The sequence below is a fragment of the Acidovorax sp. 93 genome, assembly GCF_003633835.1.
GTDB classification, from domain to species: Bacteria; Pseudomonadota; Gammaproteobacteria; order Burkholderiales; family Burkholderiaceae_C; genus Acidovorax; species Acidovorax facilis.
In genome coordinates this window covers 91379-110474 of the sequence record NZ_RBIT01000001.1, presented here as the reverse complement: position 1 = coordinate 110474, position 19096 = coordinate 91379, and the positions used below count along the sequence as shown (strand labels likewise).

Here is a 19096-nt window from a genome sequence, read left to right as displayed (position 1 = left end):
CATGGCTTTTGTAGAACCAGTCACCCTGCGCGACCGAGGCATCCGCCTGGAGCCCCTGGCGCTCTCCCACGAACACGGCTTGGCCGCCGCTGCGGCCGATGGCGAGCTGTGGAAGCTGCGCATCACCTCGGTACCCGAGCCCCAGGACACCCGCGCGTACATCGAAGCCGCCTTGAAGATGCGCGAAGACGGGAACCGCTTTGCCTTTGCGGTGGTGGATGACGCGACGGGCAAAGTGCTCGGCTCCACCAGCTACCACGACATCGTGCCGGCCGTGAAGCGCGTGGAGATCGGCTGGACCTGGTACTGCCAAAGTGTGCAGCGCACCCACGTCAACACCACCGCCAAGCTCTTGATGATGGGCCACGCCTTCGACACGCTGGGCTGCCATGTGGTGGGCTGGCGCACCGACAACTACAACTTTGCATCGCAAAAAGCCATCGAACGCCTAGGCGCCAAGAAGGACGGCGTGCTGCGCGGCCACGCGCTGCGCCGCGACGGCACCATCCGCGACACGGTGATGTACAGCATGCGCTCAGGCGAGTGGCCTGAGGCCAAGGCGCAGTTGCTATATCTTTTAGAGCGCCACGCGCAATAAGCACTGGCGCTAGAGGCCCAAATCATGCTCATCGACTTCTTCTACACCCTGCGCTCGGCCAAGTTGCCCGTGTCGGTCAAGGAATACCTCACCCTGCTCGAAGCCCTGCAGGCCGGTGTGGTGGGCCCCAAGTCGGATGACGCATGGAGCCTGGACGACTTCTACAACCTCTCGCGCCTCACGCTGGTCAAGGACGAGAAGCACTACGACAAGTTCGACCGGGCCTTTGGCGCCTACTTCAAGGGCGTGGAGATGGTGGCCGACTTCACCAAGGAGATCCCGGCCGACTGGCTGCGCAAGATCCTGGAAAACGAGCTCACGCCCGAGCAAAAGGCCGCCATCGAGAAGATGGGCTGGGACGAGCTGATGGAGACGCTGAAGAAGCGCCTCGAAGAACAAAAGGAGCGCCACGAGGGCGGCAGCAAGTGGATCGGCACGGGCGGCACCAGCCCGTTCGGCCACGGCGGCTACAACCCGCAGGGCGTGCGCATTGGTGGCGCGGGCAAGAACAAGAGCGCGGTGAAGGTGTGGGAGCAGCGCGCCTACAAGGACTACGACGACCAGCAGGAGCTGGGCACGCGCAACATCAAGGTGGCCCTGCGCCGCCTGCGCAAGTTTGCGCGCGAAGGGCATGAGCTGGAGCTGGACCTGCCCGACACCATCCGCAGCACGGCCGCCAACGCGGGTTACCTGGACATCAAGATGGTGCCCGAGCGGCACAACAACGTGAAGGTGCTGCTGCTGATGGACGTGGGCGGCACCATGGACGAACACATCCAGCGGGTGGAAGAGCTGTTCAGCGCGGTCAAGAGCGAGTTCAAGCACCTGGAGTTCTATTACTTCCACAACTGCGTGTACGACTTCATGTGGAAGAACAACCGCCGCCGCTTTGCCGAGAAGTTTCCGACCCTGGACATCATCCGCAAGTACAACAAAGACTACAAGCTGATCTTTGTGGGCGACGCGACCATGAGCCCCTACGAAATCCTGCAGCCCGGCGGCAGTGTGGAATACAACAACGAGGAAGCGGGCGCCGAGTGGATTCAGCGCCTCACGCACGCCTTCCCCAAGTTTGCGTGGATCAACCCCGAGCCCCAGGGCGTGTGGCAATACCGCCAGAGCATCAGCATCATCCAGCAACTGGTGAGCAACCGCATGTACCCGCTGTCGCTCAAGGGGCTGGAAGAGACCATGCGACTGCTGTCGAAGTAGGCGGGATGGGGCCCCAGCGCTTTGGAGCCCATCGCGCGGAACTGTCTGACACGACCGGGCTGATTTTCGGTGCATAGTGGCGGTGGGCCGGTTTTGCAGCCAGCCCCAACCACCCAAACCACCTTCTCCTGCCGTGCCTTTTCGCGTCCTGCGCCCCACTGCCCTTTTGTCAACGCCGGCCCCATGGTCGGCGTTGCTGCTTTTCAGCGCGCTGTGCCTGCAGGGCTGCAGCCTGCTGCCGCGCGGTGAGGATAGCGAGAGCACAGGCTCGGCGCCTACCCCGGCCATTGCCGAATCGGGCACGCCCTCTTTCGCTGTTCAGGTCAACGCCCCCGCCAACGTGCGCGAGACGCTGGAGCGCCACCTGGAGCTGCAGCGCTTTCGCCACCTGCCCGATCTCCACGCCAACGAGCTGCAGCGCCTGCTGGGCGCAGCCGATGCCAACGCCCGCGAACTGTTGGGCACGATGGGCTACTTTGCACCCACCATCACGGTGGAGCTGACCGAAACGCCCGACAGCAAGGCTGCCCCGCGCACGGTGGTGGTCACGGTGCAGCCCGGCCCGCAGACCCGCATTGCCAGCGCGGACATCGACTTCACGGGCAACACGGGCGGTACGGACAGCTCCAGCGCGGAGCAACCAACAGAAGAAACCGGTACCAGCGCCAGCATCCGCCAGCAGCAGCGCGTGCAGCGCAACTGGTCCCTGCAGCCGGGCCAGCCGTTCACCCAGTCTGCCTGGGACTCGGCCAAGAACGACGGCCTGCGCCAGCTGCAGGCGCGCCGGCACCCCACCGCCCGCATCGCCAGCAGCCGGGCCGAGATCGATGCCGACCAACACGCGGCAAAACTCAGCGTAACCTACGAGACCGGCCCGCCCTACCGCTTCGGGCCGCTGCGGGTAGAGGGCAGCCAGCGCTACGACCCCGACGGCGCCCGGCGCCTGGCGCGCCTGCCCACAGGTGCGGTGTATGACGAGGCCGAACTGCTCGACGCCCAGCTGCGGCTGGCCAGCAGCGGTTACTACGATTCGGTGTTCCTCACGCTCGACACCGAGGGTACTGACCCGCAGGCCGCGCCCGTGGTGGCCCAGGTGCGTGAGGCACCGATGCAAAAGCTGGTGTTCGGCCCCGGCTTCTCAACGGACAGCGGCGCGCGCCTGTCGCTGGAGCACATCCACAACCAGTTGCCCGTCATCGGTTGGCGCGCGGTGAGCAAGCTCTCGCTGGACCGCGAGACCAAACACGCCAGCAGCGAATGGACCGACCTGCCCAACAACAACGGCTGGCGCTGGTTTGCAGGCGCCCAGCTGCAGCGCGAGGCGACGGGCGACTACGACGTCAACAGCGGACGCGTGCGCTATGGCCGCAGCAAAAGCACCAAGAACATCGACCGCAACTACTTCCTGCAGTACGACTACGCCAACAGCCAGGGGCTTGCCGCCAACGTGCAGTCGCCGTCCGACACCAGCACGGCCCTGAGCGTGAACTACGGCTGGACGGGCCGCTACTTCAACAGCGCCACCGCCCCCACGCGCGGCCATGGCATCGCCGTGGAGCTGGGGCTGGGCACCACGCTGCGGCCTGAGCGCGACCCGTTTGTGCGCACCCTGTTGCGCTGGCAGTCGTTCATCCCCGCAGGCCGCGTGCAGGACGCCGCTGGCGTGGGCCGCAGTGCCCGCGTGGCCTTGCGCGCAGAGGGCGGGACCGTGCTGGCGCGCGATGGCGCGCAAATCCCTGTCACCCAACTCTTCCTGACCGGGGGCGACACCACGGTGCGTGGCTACGGCTACCGCAGCATCGGCGCCCGCACCGACAACGGCCAGCTCTACGGCGGCCGCTACCTGGCCGTGGGCAGCGTCGAATGGCAGCGCCCCATCGTCTACCAGGGCGCCATGACCGACTGGGAGAGCACGCTGTTCGTGGATGCTGGCGCCGTGGCCGACCGCCTGGGCGACCTGGACCCGCGCGTGGGCATTGGCGCTGGCGTGCGCTGGCGCAGCCCTGTGGGGCCGCTGCAGGCCGACTTGGCCTATGGCGTGAAAACCAAGGAAGTGCGACTGCACCTGCGGCTGGGGTTCAGCTTCTGATGAGCGCTGCACCCATGCCCCCCCACTCCCCGACACCCCGCGCACGCTCCTCCGATTTCAGCGCAGGGGCATCGCACCACCAGGGTGGCCAGCACCCTTCGCCACGACGTGGCCGCCGTGCGCTGCGTGCACTGGGCTGGCTGTTGGTCGCAATGATTGCGCTGCTGATCACTGCCGCAGCCGCCGTGTGGTGGTGGGCAGGCAGCAGCACTTCGCTGGCCCTGGCGCTGGCGCGCGCGGCGCAGTACCTGCCCGCCAACCAGCAACTGGAGAGCCGCGAGGTCACCGGATCACTGCGCAGCGGGGGGCGTATTGGCTGGCTGCGCTGGCGCAGCCCCAGCCTGTCTGTCGAGGTGACCGACATCCGCCTGGGCTGGCAGTTGGCCCCCTTGCTGCAACGCCGCCTGGAGCTGGGCGAGGTGCATGCCGCACGCGTGCAGATCACGCCACTGGGCAGCCAGCCCAGTGCAGAGCCACCCACGCCCCTGACACAGCTGGTGCTGCCCTTGCAGATCGGTGTGCCGTTCCGCGTAGACCAGATCCAATGGGCGGGTGCCCCGGCCGTGGAAGCCCAGGGCCTGGCCGGCGACTACCGCTTTGACGGGCGCGAGCACCGCCTGAACATCGCCAGCGTGGCGCTGGCCCAAGGTCAATACACCGCGCGGCTGACGCTGCAGGCCCAGGCCCCCATGGCGCTGAACGCCACTGTGGACGGCACGGTGAGCGCCGCCGTGCCCGGCGGCGCCACCGCCCTGCAGGTGGGTGCACACGCTACCCTGCAAGGCACGCTGGCCACAGCGGCAGCGCAGCTACAGCTGCAGGCGCGCATCAGCCCCACCGCCGCCCAGGCCGGGCCCACGCAGCCACCCCCTGCCCCTGCCAAACCACCCACCGCCAAACCAGCAGCACCGCCACCACCCGCCGCAGAACCCATGCAGGCCGACCTGCAGGCCACGCTGGCACCCTGGTCCCCACAGCCCTTGCAATCGGCCCAGGCCACGCTGCGTGCCGTCAACCTGGCAGCTCTGTGGCCCCAGGCCCCGACCACCCGGCTGCATGGCACCGTGCAGGCCGGGCCCACCGGGAGCGGAGCAACAGCCAGCACTGGTTGGTCCCTGCAGGCACAGCTGCGCAACGAACTGGCAGGCCCGTGGGACCAGGCCCGTCTGCCCATCACCGCCCTGCAGGCCGATGCCAGCTACGACGGCACCCGCTGGACGGTGCCCGGCGCCACTGTGAATACAGGCACCGGCGCAGTCACCCTGCAAGGCAGCTACACCCCTGGCACTGGCGCGCTGGAGGGCCAGGCTGAACTGCGCAACCTGCGCCCAGACGCCCTGCACACCGCCTGGGCAGCCGCCCCGCTGGCGGGCCGCGTGGGCGCGCAGATGCAGGGCGACGTGGTGCGCTTTACGGCAGATATCCGCGCCACCGGCACCGCCGCCTCCGGCAAAACTCCCACCAACCGCCCCGCCTTGCTGCGCATCAACACGCTGACCACCCAAGGTAGCTGGCAACCCCCGTCACCCACCCAGCCCGGCGGCACCTTGCAGCTGGATCGCCTGCTGCTGGACGCCCTGCAGGCCCGCATTGAAGCCACCAACCTGCGTGTGGCCCCCGGCGATCTGTCGGGCCAGGGCCAGATTGCGCTGACCGTGCCCGGCGCCACAGCGCGCGCCCAAGGCAGCCTGGCGCCCCAGGCGGGTGCGGGCGACCTGCAGGTCCAATGGACCGACGTGGACCAAACCCAACGCTGGCTGGCCAGCCTGCCGCTGGTAGGCCCCCGTTTGAATGAATCCCTGCGGGGTGCCACCGCCAAAGGCGCCGTGCAGCTGAACGCGCGATGGAAAGGTGGCTGGCAGACAGCGGCCCGGCAACTGCAAGCCGCCACCGCAACCACCAGCGACAGCACATCCCCCAACGCCAGCCGCGCGGGCAACACGCCACCATCGGACAAAGCCACCTTCGAGCTGCAAGCCAAGCTCTCCACCTCGCTGCTGGACCTGTCACTGCCTCCCGGTAAAGACGAGGGCGGCGGTGCCACCGCCGTGCAACTGCGCGCTGTGCAGGCCGGCCTCTCGGGCACCCTGGCGCAGGCCACGCTCACGCTGGATGGCGAAGCCCGGCTGAATGCATCCCAGCCCCAGCAGATGCAGCGGCTGGCCCTGCAAACCCGCGCCACGGTCGGGCTGGCCACACCCACGCAAGGGGCGCAGGTGCAGATCAGCGAACTGCGGCTGGTGGCACAAGACACAGCACGCCCCGGCCCCTGGACGCTGCAACTGGCCGAGCCTGTATCTATCACCGCACGCGCCACCACCGGTACACGCTCGCCAACAGCGGGCTACACCGTGTTGGCCACTGCAGGCCAGGCCCGCCTGACCGGCCCCCTGCCCGGCACCGCCGTGCTGCGCTGGCAGCCCCTGCGCGTGGCCACCGACGCGAACCCTGTGCAATTGCAAACCCAGGGCACCGTGCAGGGCCTGCCCATGGCCTGGGTCGACGCGCTGGGCCTGGGCAACACCCCGGCCGCCGCAGGCCGCCCTGCCCAGCCGCTGCTGGCCCGCATGGGGCTGGCCACCAGCATCGTGCTGGACGGGCAATGGAAAGTGGACAACACCCAAGGCCCCCTGCGTGCCAGCGCCAGCCTGCGCCGCGCCAGTGGCGACCTGCGCATCCTGGCGGGCGACGCCACCACCATCACCGCCGTGCAAAGCAGCGGCCAGGGCACGGGCGCAGGCGCCACGGCGGTGATCGCCACCGAGGCCTCGGCAAGCCCCTCGGCATCAGCTGCTGCATCCGGTGCAGGGGCAGGCACCGCCGCCGGTGTGCGCCAGGCCGAAGTTACCGTCGAAATCGAAGGGGAAGCCCTGCGGGCCCAACTCGCCTGGGCGAGCGATCGGGCGGGCGAGGTGCAGGCCAACGTCAGCACCCGTCTCACACCCGGAGCGCCCGGCGCCTCCGCCGCTGCGGGCGCCAGCCCCTCCTCGCCCGTCAACTCTTCGCCAGCCACCTCTTCGCCCTTCACCTGGGCGCCCGATGCACCCCTGGCCGGCACCCTGCGCGCGCGCCTGCCCGACGTGGGCGTGTGGTCGGCCCTGGCCCCGCCCGGCTGGCGCGTGCGCGGCACGCTGGACGCCAGCGCCACCTTGTCAGGCACCCGAAATGCGCCGCGCTGGGCCGGCACGCTGGGCGCCGACGACATGGCCGTGCGCTCGGTGGTCGATGGCGTAGACCTGCAGGGCGGCCGCCTGCGCGCCACGCTGCAAGGCAACCAGCTCAATATCACCGAGTTCCGCCTGCAGGGCGGGCGCGGCAGTGGCGCGCGCATTGCAGGCTTCAGCGGCAACCGCACGGCCGCCCCGCAAGACGGAGGCATGCTCACCGCTACTGGCCGCGTGAGCTGGGGCGACAGCGCCACCGCAACCGCAGCCACGGGCCTATCAGGCATAACCATGTCACTGCAGGCCGAGGCCAAAGCGCTACAGGTGCTGGTGCGGGCCGACCGGCAGATCAGCGTGTCGGGCCAGCTGCAAGCACAGCTTCAGCAAGGCCAGATCAGCCTGCGCGGCAAGCTCACCACCGACCGCGCCACCATCATCCTGCCCGACGAAACCGCGCCCACGCTGGGCTCCGACGTGGTGGTGCGCTCTGCTGCCAAGGACCGCGAAGACCAGGCCAAGGCCCAGGCCGCCGCCAAGGCCAACCAGGTAGCGGCGCAGGCCGAAACCGCCAAGCCCCCCGACATCGCGATCACCCTGAACCTGGGGCGCGACTTTGCCCTGAGCGGCCAGGGCATCACCACGCGGCTGACGGGCGAGGTGGACATCCGCAGCAGCGCCGTGCCCGGCGCCCCGCCGCGCGTGACCGGCGAGGTGCGCACCGAAGAAGGCCGCTACCGCGCCTGGGGCCAGATGCTGGACGTGGAGACGGGGCTCATCCGCTTCAACGGCCCCTACAACAACCCCTCGCTCGATATCCTGGCGCTGCGGCCCAACATCAGCGTGCGCGCAGGGGTGCAGGTCACCGGCAGCGCCCAGGCGCCGCGCGTCAAGCTGTATTCAGACCCCGAGCTGCCCGATGCCGAAAAACTCTCGTGGGTGGTCCTGGGCCGCAACGCCTCCGCAGGCGGCGCCGAAGCCGCCGTCATGCAGCAGGCCGCCCTGGCCCTGCTGGGCCGCCGTGGCGGCGGCAACACCAGCGCCAACATCGCCAGCCGCATCGGCCTGGACGAAATCGGCTTTCGCAGCGCCACCACAGGCGAAGACGCCAGCGCCGCCGCCCTCACCTTCGGCAAACGCCTGTCCAAGGATTTGTATGTGACCTACGAACGCAGCTTGTCGGGCACGCTGGGCACGCTGTACATCTTTTACGACCTTACCCGCAGCCTCACGCTGCGCGGGCAAACGGGCGAGAAGAGCGCGGTGGACATCATCTACACGGTGAAGTACGACTGAGGCTGCGCACTCCGGCGGGCGTGCGCGTGCCCACTACAATGCGCGGCTGTCTTGCTCCTCGTAGTTCAATGGATAGAACGAGTGCCTCCTAAGCGCTAGATACAGGTTCGATTCCTGTCGAGGGGACCAAATTCATGGCGAAATGGCCTCTAGCGCTTGGTGGATAAGCGCTAGCAGCTATTTAATCAATAGCCAACACTGCAGCCGCAGCCTGCAGAATGCGCACCAAGCCATCGAGCTGCGCTATCCAATCGCCGTTTGCATTTGGTCACAAATGTGTAGATTGACATGATATGTCAACGCACCTATTCTCCCCATCCATGCAGGCACACGGATCTTCCCCGGCCGCCTGTCCCACCCGTGTGATGAAGGAGACGCTGTGCCCACTTTGCTGGAACAACTCAACAACCTGGACGTGCTGACCTCCGCACTCATGGGCGGCGCAGCGGTGCAGTTGCAGCCCATCGCAGGGGATGTGCCTGTGGTGCAGGTCAGCATCGAGGGGCGCGATGAGCTGCCTATCTTTGTGACCTGCTCGGACATGCAGGTCATATGCCTGTGCTACCTGTGGACCGATGCCGATGTGCGCCCCGAGCGGCGCGCCGAGCTGATGGAAGCACTGCTGGACCTGAACCCTTCGGTGCCGCTGTCTGCCTTTGGCCGTGTGGATGGGCGCTTTGTGCTGGTGGGTGCGCTGGCCCGTGCGGCGCGCGCTGAAGACGTGGCGCACGAGGTGGCGGTGCTCAGCGACAACGCGCTGGATGCACTGGATGCGCTGGCTGAATTTCTGCGCTGAACGGCGGCCCCCCCCTCGCAGTCCCCTTTTTTCATGATCTTTCGACGTTGACAGGAGAACACCATGTCGGTCATCAAGAAACTCGTCACCCTGCTGCGCGGCAGCGCCCGCGAACTGGGCCAGAGCGTGGTCGATGGCAATGCCACGCGCATCTACGAACAGGAAATCATCGACGCCAAGGCCAGCATCACCGAGGCCAAGACCGAACTCACGGGCGTGATGGCCAAACAGATGCAGACGGCGCGCGACATTGAGCGTATCAAGGCCGATCTGCTGCGCCACGAAGACCTGGCCGTGCAGGCGCTGCACAAGGCGCAGGAGAACCTGGCGCTGGAAGTGGCCGAGCGCGTGGCGGGCCTGGAGACGGAGCTGAACGCGCAGACCCAGGCCCATGCCAGCTACGCCATGCAGGTGTCGCGGCTCAAGGACTTGATCCGCGCCGCAGAGACCCGCGTGCGCGAACACGAGCGTGAGATTGGCATCGCCAAGACCACCGAGAGCGTGTACCGCGCCACCCAGAGCATTTCGGAAAGCATTGGCGCCACGGGCTCGCAGCTGACCAGCGCCCGCGATTCGCTGGAGCGCATCAAGAAGCGCCACGAAGACCTGGCCGACCGCATGGCGGCGGCGGAACAGCTGGACCAGGAGTTTGGCCACCGCGCGCTGGAGCGCAAGCTGGCCGACGCGGGCATTGGCGACAGCGACAAGGTGCGCGCCGCCCAGGTGATGGAACGCATTCGTGCCCGCCAAGCAGCTGCCGTTGCGGGCACCACCACGTCCCCGGCCACGCCATGAGCCCCGCCCCGCGCAAGCCGGTGCGGTGGCAGGGCTCCGAGCCCGCGCTGCGTGCCGTGCAGGTGGCCTTTGATGTGGAGGAAGCGGTGATGGAAGCCATCCGGGTCGCGGCCTTCCATGCCAACGTGTCGACCTCCACACAAATCCGCAGCGTGCTCAACCTGCCTGTGGCGGCGCGTCCCAAGCGGCCCCGGCTTACGGTCACGCTGGACACCGCCGACTACACCGTGCTGGCCAGCCGCTACGGCCTGGCACCCGACGACCGGCTGGGCATCAAGGAAGCGGCAACACGCGAGCTGATTGCGTTTGTAGAGCAAGTGCCGCAAGTTGCCCCCAGCCCCGGCCCGGCCAAGGCGGCCCGCAGGGGCAAAGGCAAAGGCGAGATGAGGCCCTGACACGGCACCGACTCGCAAAAAAACAAAATCAAAAACAAGCAATCCTCGATCAAGAACCAACACAACGAGGAGGAGGGAGTTTCATGTTCGCCAATCTTGTTGCTGCGGCCACCGGGTTTCCGACCGCCATCTATACCGTGCTGCTGGGCGTGGTGCTGGTGTATTGGCTGCTGGCCATTGTGGGCATGGTCGATTTCGAGTCCAGCGGCATTGACCTGGACATCGAGGCCCATGCCGATGCCAGCGCCGACGACCTGGGCGCCATTGCGAGCTACGTGGTGGCCTTCGGCCTGAACGGGGTGCCGTTTTCCATTGTGGTGAGCCTGCTGGTGCTGGTGGGCTGGACGCTGTCGTGCATGGCGGGCGTCACGCTGCAGGCGTGGATCCCGACGGACATCCTGCGGTGGCTGGCGGGCCTGGTGATTCTGGTGGTGTCGGCCGCGCTGTCGCTGGTGATTACCGCGCGCATCGTGCGGCCGCTGCGAGGCCTGTTTGTGAGCCACACGGCGCAAACCAATGCGTCGCTGGTGGGCCAGACCTGCAAGGTGCTGACCGGCGTGGTGGACGAGCGCCAGGGCCGTGCCGAGGTGGCCCAGCGCGGCGCCAGCATCAATATCCGCGTGTGGTCGCCCAGCCCCAACCTGCTCAAACGCGGCGACACCGCGCTGATCACCGACTACGACTCGGGCAGCCACCGCTACCTCGTCATGCCGCTGCCGCCCGCGTGACCTTGCAGCCACCCATGGCTTGCGACAACCAAAACCGTGCGCCAGCCGGTCCCTGATCTTCCGTTCTCTTCAATTCAACCCTTTCAGCAGAAAGCGTTCTCATGCAGCAATCCTTCATGGTCATCCTGATTGCCGTTGGCGTCCTTGTCTTCCTGATCCTGGCGATGTTCGCCATGTTCGCGAAGTTCTACCGCAAGGTGGAGCAAGGCCACGCGCTCATCATCAACACCCTGCGCTCCGAGCCCGAAGTCACCTTCACCGGCCGCATGGTCTACCCCATCATCCACAAGGCCGAGCTGATGGACATCTCGGTCAAGACCATCGAGATCGACCGCTCTGGCGACCAGGGCCTGATCTGCGCGGACAACATCCGCGCCGACATCAAGGTGAAGTTCTTCGTGCGGGTGAACAAGACGGCCGAGGACGTGCTGCGCGTGGCCCAGGGCATTGGCTGCGCGCGCGCCTCCAACCATGAGATTCTGGAAGACCTGTTCTCGGCCAAGTTCTCCGAGGCGCTCAAAACCGTCGGCAAGTCGCTGGACTTTGTGGACCTGTACCAGGCGCGCGACCGTTTTCGCGACAAGATCATCGAGCAGATTGGCGATGACCTCTCGGGCTATGTGCTGGAAGACGCGGCCATCGATTACCTGGAGCAGACGCCGCTGTCCAAGCTCGATGCCAACAACATCCTTGACGCGCAAGGTATCAAGAAGATCACCCAGCTCACGGCCGTGGAACACGTGGTGACCAACGAGCTGCGCCGCAACGAGGAAATGCAGATCAAGAAGAAAAACGTGGAGACACAGGAAGCCCTGCTGGAGCTAGAGCGCCAGCAGGCCGACGCCACCGCCCGCCAGGCCCGCGAAGTAGCCACCGTGAAGGCACGCGAAGAAGCCGAAACCTCCAAGATCCAGGCCGAGGAGCGCACCCGCTCCGAAATGGCGCGCCTGCAGTCGGAGCAGCAACTCGCTGTTCAGCAGGAAAACGTGCTGCGCGAAAAGGAGGTGGCCGAGAACAACCGCAAGCGCGCCGTGGTGATCGAACAGGAACGCGTAACCCGTGCACAAGAACTGGAAGTGGTGGCTCGCGAGAAGGAAGTGACGCTGCAGCGCATTGAAAAAGACAAGGCTGTGGAAGTGCAGAAGAAGGCCATCGCCGACGTGGTGCGCGAGCGCATCGTGGTCGAACGCACGGTGGCCGAGCAGGAAGAAGCCATCAAGGAAGTGCGGGAAGTGGCAGAGGCCGACCGCACGCGCAAGTCCATCGTGATTGGCGCCGAGGCCGCTGCCGAAGAAAAGGTCATCATGGAAGTGAAGACCGCCGAGGCGCAGGAACGCAAGGCCCGCCACAAGGCCGCCGAAGACCTGGTACTGGCCGATGCCCGCCTGAAGGTGGCCGAACGCGATGCCGAAGCCAAAAAGCGCGATGCCGAAGGCATTGAAGCCCTGACCGCAGCGCCCGGCCTGGCCGAAGCCAAGGTGCAGATGGCCAGCGCCAGCGCCAAGCTGGCCACCATGGAGGCCGAAGCCAGCGGCAAGGAAAAAGTGGGCCGTGCCGAGGCCCAGGTCATCGAAGCCCAGGCCCAGGCAGAGGCCGTGGGCCTGCGAGCCCGCATGGAAGCCGAAGCCGCCGGCAAAGAAAAGGTCGGCCAGGCCGAAGCCCTGGTGCGCACCGTGGATGCCGAAGCCCTGGCCAAGATGGGCGACGCCGAGGCGCACAACATCGACGTGAAGTTCAACGCCGAAGCACGCGGCCTGAAGGAAAAGTTCGAGGCCATGAAGGCCATGAGTCCAGAGACCCGCGAGCACGAGGAATATCGCATGCGCCTGGAGCGCGCACACACCGAAACCCTCAAGGGCATCGAGGCGCAAACCGCCATCGCCAAGGAACAGGCCGAGGTGCTGGGCGTAGCGCTGCAAAACGCCAAGATCGACATCGTGGGCGGCCAGGGTGACTATTTCGACAGCTTTGTGCGCGCCCTGTCGGTGGGCAAGGGCATCGACGCCACGGTGGGCAAGAGCCAGACGCTACAGGTCGCCTTCAAGGACCAGTTAAGCGGCGAGCGGGATGTCGTGGACGACCTCAAACAGATCCTCGGCGCTGCGGGCGGATCAGCCAGCGAGCTGCAGAACCTGAGCGTTTCGGCCCTGCTGACCCGCATTGCCACCCAGGGCACCGATGGCCAAAAGCAGGCGCTGCAGCAGCTGGTGCAGAGCTTGCGCAAATAAAAACCATAGCTGCTTGCGCTTTTTTTGTAAGGAATTCAGGTTGTTATCGAGCCGAAACCGAACAAGAAAAAGCGCCAGCCGCTCCTGATTTTGAAGCACCCTCACCGCCCCAGATTACACAGACCTTGCGAAAAGGCTGCTGCATGGTTTCTGTGGGTGAGCGAGGGTAGCGCCTTCTGCCGCCTGAGGCGCCCAGTCCGTCAAGTTAACTGAAACGGCCCATGACCGATCACGCCCCCCCTACAGACCCCAGGAACGCCATCGACACCAGCGTGGCCGAAAGTAGCAGCTACGAGCTGCTGAAAAAGCGCCTGGAAGCCCAGGGCGACCAGCTGCTGTCCAAGGCCCAGGCGCTCAATGCGGCACGCATTGAACAGTTCGGCCAGCGTGACCAGCAGCTGCTGATGCGGCTGCGTGCGCGCACCGAGCACAATTGCGTGGCGCGCGACCTGGCCTACATCGGCGGCAACCGGCTGCTGTTTGGCTACAACGTGTTCATGGGCCTCAAGCGCGAGACGCGGGTGGAGGACGTGTTTGCGCTGTACGAGCTGGCGCACCACGATGCGAGTATTGAAGGGGTGGGCGCGCCCGAGAGCGATGAGCTTGTGCAGGTGCCCATCGCAGGCAGTTTTCTGGACGACCCACGCTTTGTGGCCGACTTCAACGAGCTGTATACCTACTACAAGCAGGCGACGCTGCAACTGCTGCGGCCCACGCCCGAGTTTCTGCTGGCGGCCTTCCAGATCGGGCAACAGGCGCAAGACATCCGCGTGTTCCGCTGGCGGCGCGAGAGCGATGGCTCGCTGAAATACGTGGACAACCGGGGCGAGCGTGACCTGACGCCGCCACCCAGCCACGACTTCAGCTGGACGCCGCTGACGCGTGAACACCATGTAGGCGGCGCCCACCCGCACATCAACGTGCTGGACACAGTGTTTGTCGAAACCGTGGGCGGCACGCTCACCGTCAAGGTCGAGAACAACACCGAAACCGGTCTTGGCATCTACGAAGAACCGGTGGACGACGCCAACCAGGCGCTGGGCGATGCCGAGTTTGCGTATGCCAAGCTGGGCCTGCTGATCCTGCTGCAGGTGCGCCCCTACCGCGAAAGCACCACGCGCTACCTGGTGTTCAACCAGCGCACGCAGCAGGTGGTGCGCATCGACGCGGTTGGCGCGTCGTGCATGCAGCTGCCGGAGGACCACGGCATCATCTTCCCCGGTGGGTACTACCTGCAATCGGGGGAGACCAAGCGCTTTGACCTGCCACCCGAGCTGACCGAGCAGCTGCGCTTTACGCGCATGAAGCGCTCGCCCAACGGCGAGGACGTGGCCTACATCTTCTACGGCACCGTGCCCCCGCCGCAGGGCAGCCCGGCCACGCTGGATGCGGGCTGCTACGCCATATTCACCTACAACCTCATCGAAAAATCCCTCGCGCCGCCCATCCTGGCGGACGGGTACAGCACCTTCCCCGACGGCCGCATGCTGGTGTTCCAGGCCGCGCGGGGCGAGGCGACGCGCGTGCACCCCATGCAGCTGTGGCGCACCCCGTTTGCAACCGAAGAACACGCCAGCCGCCAGCCCGCAGGCACGGGCTTCTTCGGGCGTGTGGGCAATGCCGACCTGGTGCGCGGCATCTCGGACCTGCTGGGCATTGCCCGCATGGTGCGCGAACAGGTGCCCACGCGCACCGCGTACGAAGACCTGATCCGCCAGTGCCAGCGCGCACGCGACGCCTACTTCTGGCTGGATGCGGGAGAGGTGCAGAACGCCGCCGCCGACCTGGGCGGCATCGAGCAGGCCGCGCAGGCCACGCTGGGCGAGTTTGAAAAGGTGGAGAGCATCCGCCAGGACACCAGCCGCGCGCTGCAAAAGGCCGAAGGCCAGCAGCGCGAGCTGATGACCGCCATTGCCAGCCAGCTCTGGCGCAGCCCCAGTGACTTTGTGCAGGCATTGAACCGCCTGCGCCAGCGCCAGGGCGAGCTGCACCTGCTGCGCGAGCTGCGCTATGCCGATCTGGCCACCATTGATGCCATGGCCGCGCAACTCACGGCCGAACAGCAGCGTGTGGGCGAGCGGGCGCTGCAGTTCCTGTCCGACGAAAAAGCCTTTGACGGCCAGCGCCAGGCCCTGACCAAGGTGGCCGCCTCCCTGCCCCAGGCAACGACGGCGGGGCTGCTGGCCGAACACCTGGCCACGCTGGACACCGAAGCCGCGAGCCTCGATTTGCTCAGCGAACAACTGGGCAGCCTGCCCGGCGGCGATGCGGTACAGCGCACCACCATCCTCGACCGCATTGCGCTGCTGTACGCCGACATCAACCGCCTGCGCGCCGATGCCCGCGCACGCCGACGTAACCTGGGTGCGGCCGAGCAACGTGCCGAGTTTGGCGCGCAGTTCAAGCTGTTTGGCCAGGCCGTGGAGAACGCGCTGGAACTGTCGGACACGCCCGAAAAGTGCGACGAAGCGCTGACCCGCCTGCTCGCGCAGCTGGAAGACATCGAAGGCCGCTTTGCCGAGCAGGAAGAGTTTCTGGCCGACATCGCCACCCAGCGCGAGAGCGTGTACGAGGCCCTGTCGGCACGCCGCCAGAGCCTGGTGGATGCGCAACAGCGCCGTGCCAAGGCGCTGGCCGATGCGGCCACACGCGTGCTGGATGGTGTGCCGCGCCGCATCGCCGGTTTCAACGAGCTGGCCCAGGTGCACAGCTATTTTGCGTCCGACCCCATGCTGGCCAAGCTGCGCGAGCAGGTGGCCGAGCTGCGCCGCCTGGGCGCGGCCGTAGCGGCGGACGATATCGACACGCGCCTGAAAACCGCACGCGACCAGGCCGTGCGTGCGGTGCGCGACCAGCGTGACCTGTCTGCCGGCACAGAAGGCGGCCTGAAGCTGGGCAGCCACACCTTCACCATCAACAAACAGCCGCTGGACCTCACCCTCGTCGCACACGGCGATGGCCTGGCCTGGCAGATCACCGGCACCGACTACCTGACCCCGGCGCACCACGACCGTCTGGAGGCCCTGCGCCCCTTCTGGCAACAGGCGCTAGTGTCCGAAACACCGCAGCTTGCGCGTGCCGAATACCTGGCCGCCGAATGGCTGGACGCCCTGCAGCGCGGCGAGGCCGAGCCCGGCTGGAGCGAGTTGCTGGTGCAGCTGGCCGAGCACGCCAGCACCGATGGCACCGAGCCCACCGCCCCGCCCGCCGTGCTGCTGGATTCGCTGCGCCGCTTTGCCGCCAGCCGCTACCAGGAGGGCTACCAGCGCGGCATCCACGACGACGATGCCCTGGCCATCGTGCGCGTGCTGGCACCCATCCAGGATGCGGCCGGGCTGCTGGTCTACGGCCCGGCCGAGCGTGCGCTGGCCAAGCTCTACTGGCACCTGGGCCTGCGCGAGGAAAGCCGCCACTCCCTGGCGCGCCGCGCACGCAGCGCGCAGCACATTGCCCAGCTGTTTTCAAAGACCCACCTGCGCGACACGCTGGAGGCCGAAGCTGCGCAGGGCCTGCGCCAGTTTGTGGAGCAGCACCCCGTGCTGACCGCGGAATGGCTGCCCGAACTGGCCCATGCACTGAGCACCGGCAACTCGGAAGGTGCAAGCGACGAGGCCCTGCTGCGCACCCTGGTGGAAGAAGCCGGTGCGTATCTGGTGCGCGAGCTGGCGCAGACCGAGATCGGTACCGCCGAGCTGTCGCCCGTTACACCCCAGTGGGTCATCAGCAACACCGGCGCCGACCTGGTGCAAGCCCTGCAGCGCGCGCTGGACCATGGCGGCCTGGCCAGCGCCTGGCAGCGCGATCTGGCCGCAGCAGAGCCGCTGGAGCGCTGGCGCCTGGCGCGTGGCTGGCTGCGCGCGTTTGCAGCCACACAAGCCACGGCCGATGGCGCCGCACCGGGCCTGGCCTGGATTGACGACGCTGCCACGGCGCTCACCTTTCAGGGTGCACGCCGCCGCATCAATACCACGCTGGACGCGCAGGTGGCCGGGCTGCGCAGCGAACACGCGCGCATCCAGCACGGCGCGCTGGCGTTCAACCTCAATGACTTCCGCCGCCGCGTGCGCCACCACCGCAGCCACGCGGTGCAGGGCTTCACGCAGCTGCAGGCCCTGCGGCACGAGCTGCTCGTGCAAGAAAAAGCGCGCCTGCATCTGGCGCAGTTCCAGGCCAAGCCGCTGGCCACCTTTGTGCGCAACCGACTCATCGACGAGGTGTACCTGCCGCTGGTGGGCAACAACTTAGCCAAGCAGTTGGGCGCCGCAGGCGACAACGCACGCACCGACCGCATGGGCATGCTGCTGCTGATCTCGCCGCCCGGCTACGGCAAGACCACGCTGATGGAATATGTGGCCAACCGCCTGGGCCTGGTGTTTGTGCGCATCAACTGCCCCGCCCTGGGCCACGGCGTGACCAGCATCGACCCCAGCACCGCGCCCAACAGCGCCGCCCGGCAAGAGCTGGAAAAGCTCAACCTGGGCCTGGCCATGGGCAGCAACGTGATGCTGTACCTGGACGACATCCAGCACACGCACCCCGAGTTTCTGCAAAAGTTCATCGCCCTGGCCGACGGCACCCGCCGCATCGAAGGCGTGTGGCAGGGCCAGCCCCGCACCTGGGACATGCGCGGCAAGCGCTTTGCCATCGTGATGGCGGGCAACCCGTACACCGAGTCCGGCGACGTGTTCCGCATCCCCGACATGCTGGCCAACCGGGCCGACATCTACAACCTGGGCGACGTGCTCTCGGGCCGCGAGGCCGTGTTTGCGCTGTCGTACATCGAAAACAGCCTGACCGCCCACCCCGTGACCCAGCCCTTAGCCGCACGCGAACCGCAGGACGTGCACCTGCTGGTGCACATGGCGCAGGGAGAAGCCATCGACACCAACAGCTTCGCCCACCCCTACAGCGCGGTGGAGCTGCAGGAGCTCAAGGGCCTGCTGCAGCGCCTGTTCAAGGTGCGCGATGTGCTGCTGAAGGTGAACCTGGCCTACATCGCCTCGGCCGCGCAGGACGACCGCTACCGCGAGGCTCCCCCCTTCCGCCTGCAGGGCAGTTACCGCAACATGTCGCGCCTGGCGCCGCAGGTCACGCCGCTGATGCAGGACGATGAGCTGGACGCGCTGCTGCGCGACCACTACCGGGGAGAGGCGCAAACGCTGACCACCGGCGCCGAAGAAAACCTGCTGCAGCTGGCGCAGCTGATAGGCCGCCCCACGCCCCAAGAGCAGGAGCGCTGGGACCAGATCCGGGGCGACTACCAGCGCCAGCGCAAGATGGGCGGCGCCGAAGACGACCCCAGCGTGCGCGTAACACGCGGGCTGCTGGACATTGCCCGCAGCGTGGAAGCGCTGCAGCCCCGCAAGGTCTCCGAGCAGCTGGCCCAGGCCCAGGCGGCCACGCTCTCACGCATCGAACCTTCGCTGGCCGCCCTGGCGGAGATGGCCCAGCATCTGCAATCGGGAACGACGCAGACGCAGGCCCAGATGCGCGCCAGCCTGGAAGCGACTGCTCAGGCCCTGCAAGCCCTGCAGGCCAGCACCCAGACCCTGCACAGCCACAGCGACCAGGCACAGAACCAGCGCATGGTGGATGCGCTGCTGTCCCTGTCAGTCACCTACCGCCAGCTCATCATGCCGCTGGTGCGGGCCGTGGAAGCACGGGTGGGCACAGACGCCAAGATGCACCAGGAGGTCGAACGGCTGGAGAACATGATCGACAACCTGCGCGAGCGTGCGCCGAAGGCGTAACGGCGACCGAACTCGCTCGCGGGACCGCACTTGCCGCCAGCAGTCGCA

General features: G+C 67.0%; 10 protein-coding genes and 1 tRNA gene. All 11 read left to right on the top strand.

Translation table 11 applies throughout. From position 1 onward, the window contains the following. Position 1: 1 nt before the first annotated feature. The 11 genes from C8C93_RS00460 to C8C93_RS00410 all read left to right on the top strand — a co-directional run bounded on the left by C8C93_RS00460 (position 2) and on the right by C8C93_RS00410 (position 19048). On the top strand, positions 2–598 hold the full coding sequence (locus C8C93_RS00460; RefSeq protein WP_121505544.1) for a GNAT family N-acetyltransferase: 597 nt from the start codon (positions 2–4) through the stop codon (positions 596–598). A 24-nt stretch (positions 599–622) separates the two neighbouring features. Further along, positions 623–1810 (top strand): VWA domain-containing protein, encoded by a 1188-nt coding sequence (locus tag C8C93_RS00455; RefSeq protein WP_121420979.1) that lies wholly within the window; start codon positions 623–625, stop codon positions 1808–1810. Between the two features lie 133 nt (positions 1811–1943). After that, positions 1944–3899 (top strand): autotransporter assembly complex family protein, encoded by a 1956-nt coding sequence (locus C8C93_RS00450; protein ID WP_121505543.1) that lies wholly within the window; start codon positions 1944–1946, stop codon positions 3897–3899. Positions 3900–3913: 14 nt separating this feature from the next. Next, entirely contained in the window at positions 3914–8356 is a 4443-nt protein-coding gene (locus C8C93_RS00445) for a translocation/assembly module TamB domain-containing protein (RefSeq protein WP_199726961.1), read from the top strand. Between the two features lie 54 nt (positions 8357–8410). Continuing rightward, positions 8411–8485: transfer RNA gene (locus C8C93_RS00440), tRNA-Arg, on the top strand. Positions 8486–8735: 250 nt separating this feature from the next. After that, positions 8736–9152, top strand: coding sequence for a YjfI family protein (locus C8C93_RS00435; protein ID WP_121505542.1), 417 nt, complete (start codon positions 8736–8738; stop codon positions 9150–9152). Positions 9153–9215: 63 nt separating this feature from the next. Next, positions 9216–9947 (top strand): PspA/IM30 family protein, encoded by a 732-nt coding sequence (locus tag C8C93_RS00430; protein ID WP_121505541.1) that lies wholly within the window; start codon positions 9216–9218, stop codon positions 9945–9947. Continuing rightward, entirely contained in the window at positions 9944–10342 is a 399-nt protein-coding gene (locus tag C8C93_RS00425; RefSeq protein ID WP_233559217.1) for a hypothetical protein, read from the top strand. Before C8C93_RS00430 ends, C8C93_RS00425 begins: the two co-directional genes overlap by 4 nt. Before the next feature lie 83 nt (positions 10343–10425). After that, entirely contained in the window at positions 10426–11070 is a 645-nt protein-coding gene (locus tag C8C93_RS00420; protein ID WP_121505540.1) for an OB-fold-containig protein, read from the top strand. Between the two features lie 101 nt (positions 11071–11171). Next, positions 11172–13298, top strand: a complete 2127-nt coding sequence (locus C8C93_RS00415) for a hypothetical protein (protein WP_233559216.1) — start codon at positions 11172–11174, stop codon at positions 13296–13298. Positions 13299–13519: 221 nt separating this feature from the next. Next, a complete protein-coding gene (locus C8C93_RS00410; RefSeq protein ID WP_121505539.1) occupies positions 13520–19048 on the top strand; it encodes a DNA repair ATPase in 5529 nt (1842 codons plus the stop codon). The last annotated feature ends 48 nt before the right edge of the window (positions 19049–19096 follow it).

What these genes read in the sequence shown, in the direction of transcription:
- C8C93_RS00460 (WP_121505544.1), top strand. Translation starts at nt 2, where the DNA reads ATGGCTTTTGTAGAACCAGTCACCCTGCGCGACCGAGGCATCCGCCTG.
- C8C93_RS00455 (WP_121420979.1), top strand. Translation starts at nt 623, where the DNA reads ATGCTCATCGACTTCTTCTACACCCTGCGCTCGGCCAAGTTGCCCGTG.
- C8C93_RS00445 (WP_199726961.1), top strand. Translation starts at nt 3,914, where the DNA reads ATGCCCCCCCACTCCCCGACACCCCGCGCACGCTCCTCCGATTTCAGC.
- C8C93_RS00430 (WP_121505541.1), top strand. Translation starts at nt 9,216, where the DNA reads ATGTCGGTCATCAAGAAACTCGTCACCCTGCTGCGCGGCAGCGCCCGC.
- C8C93_RS00425 (WP_233559217.1), top strand. Translation starts at nt 9,944, where the DNA reads ATGAGCCCCGCCCCGCGCAAGCCGGTGCGGTGGCAGGGCTCCGAGCCC.
- C8C93_RS00420 (WP_121505540.1), top strand. Translation starts at nt 10,426, where the DNA reads ATGTTCGCCAATCTTGTTGCTGCGGCCACCGGGTTTCCGACCGCCATC.
- C8C93_RS00415 (WP_233559216.1), top strand. Translation starts at nt 11,172, where the DNA reads ATGCAGCAATCCTTCATGGTCATCCTGATTGCCGTTGGCGTCCTTGTC.
- C8C93_RS00410 (WP_121505539.1), top strand. Translation starts at nt 13,520, where the DNA reads ATGACCGATCACGCCCCCCCTACAGACCCCAGGAACGCCATCGACACC.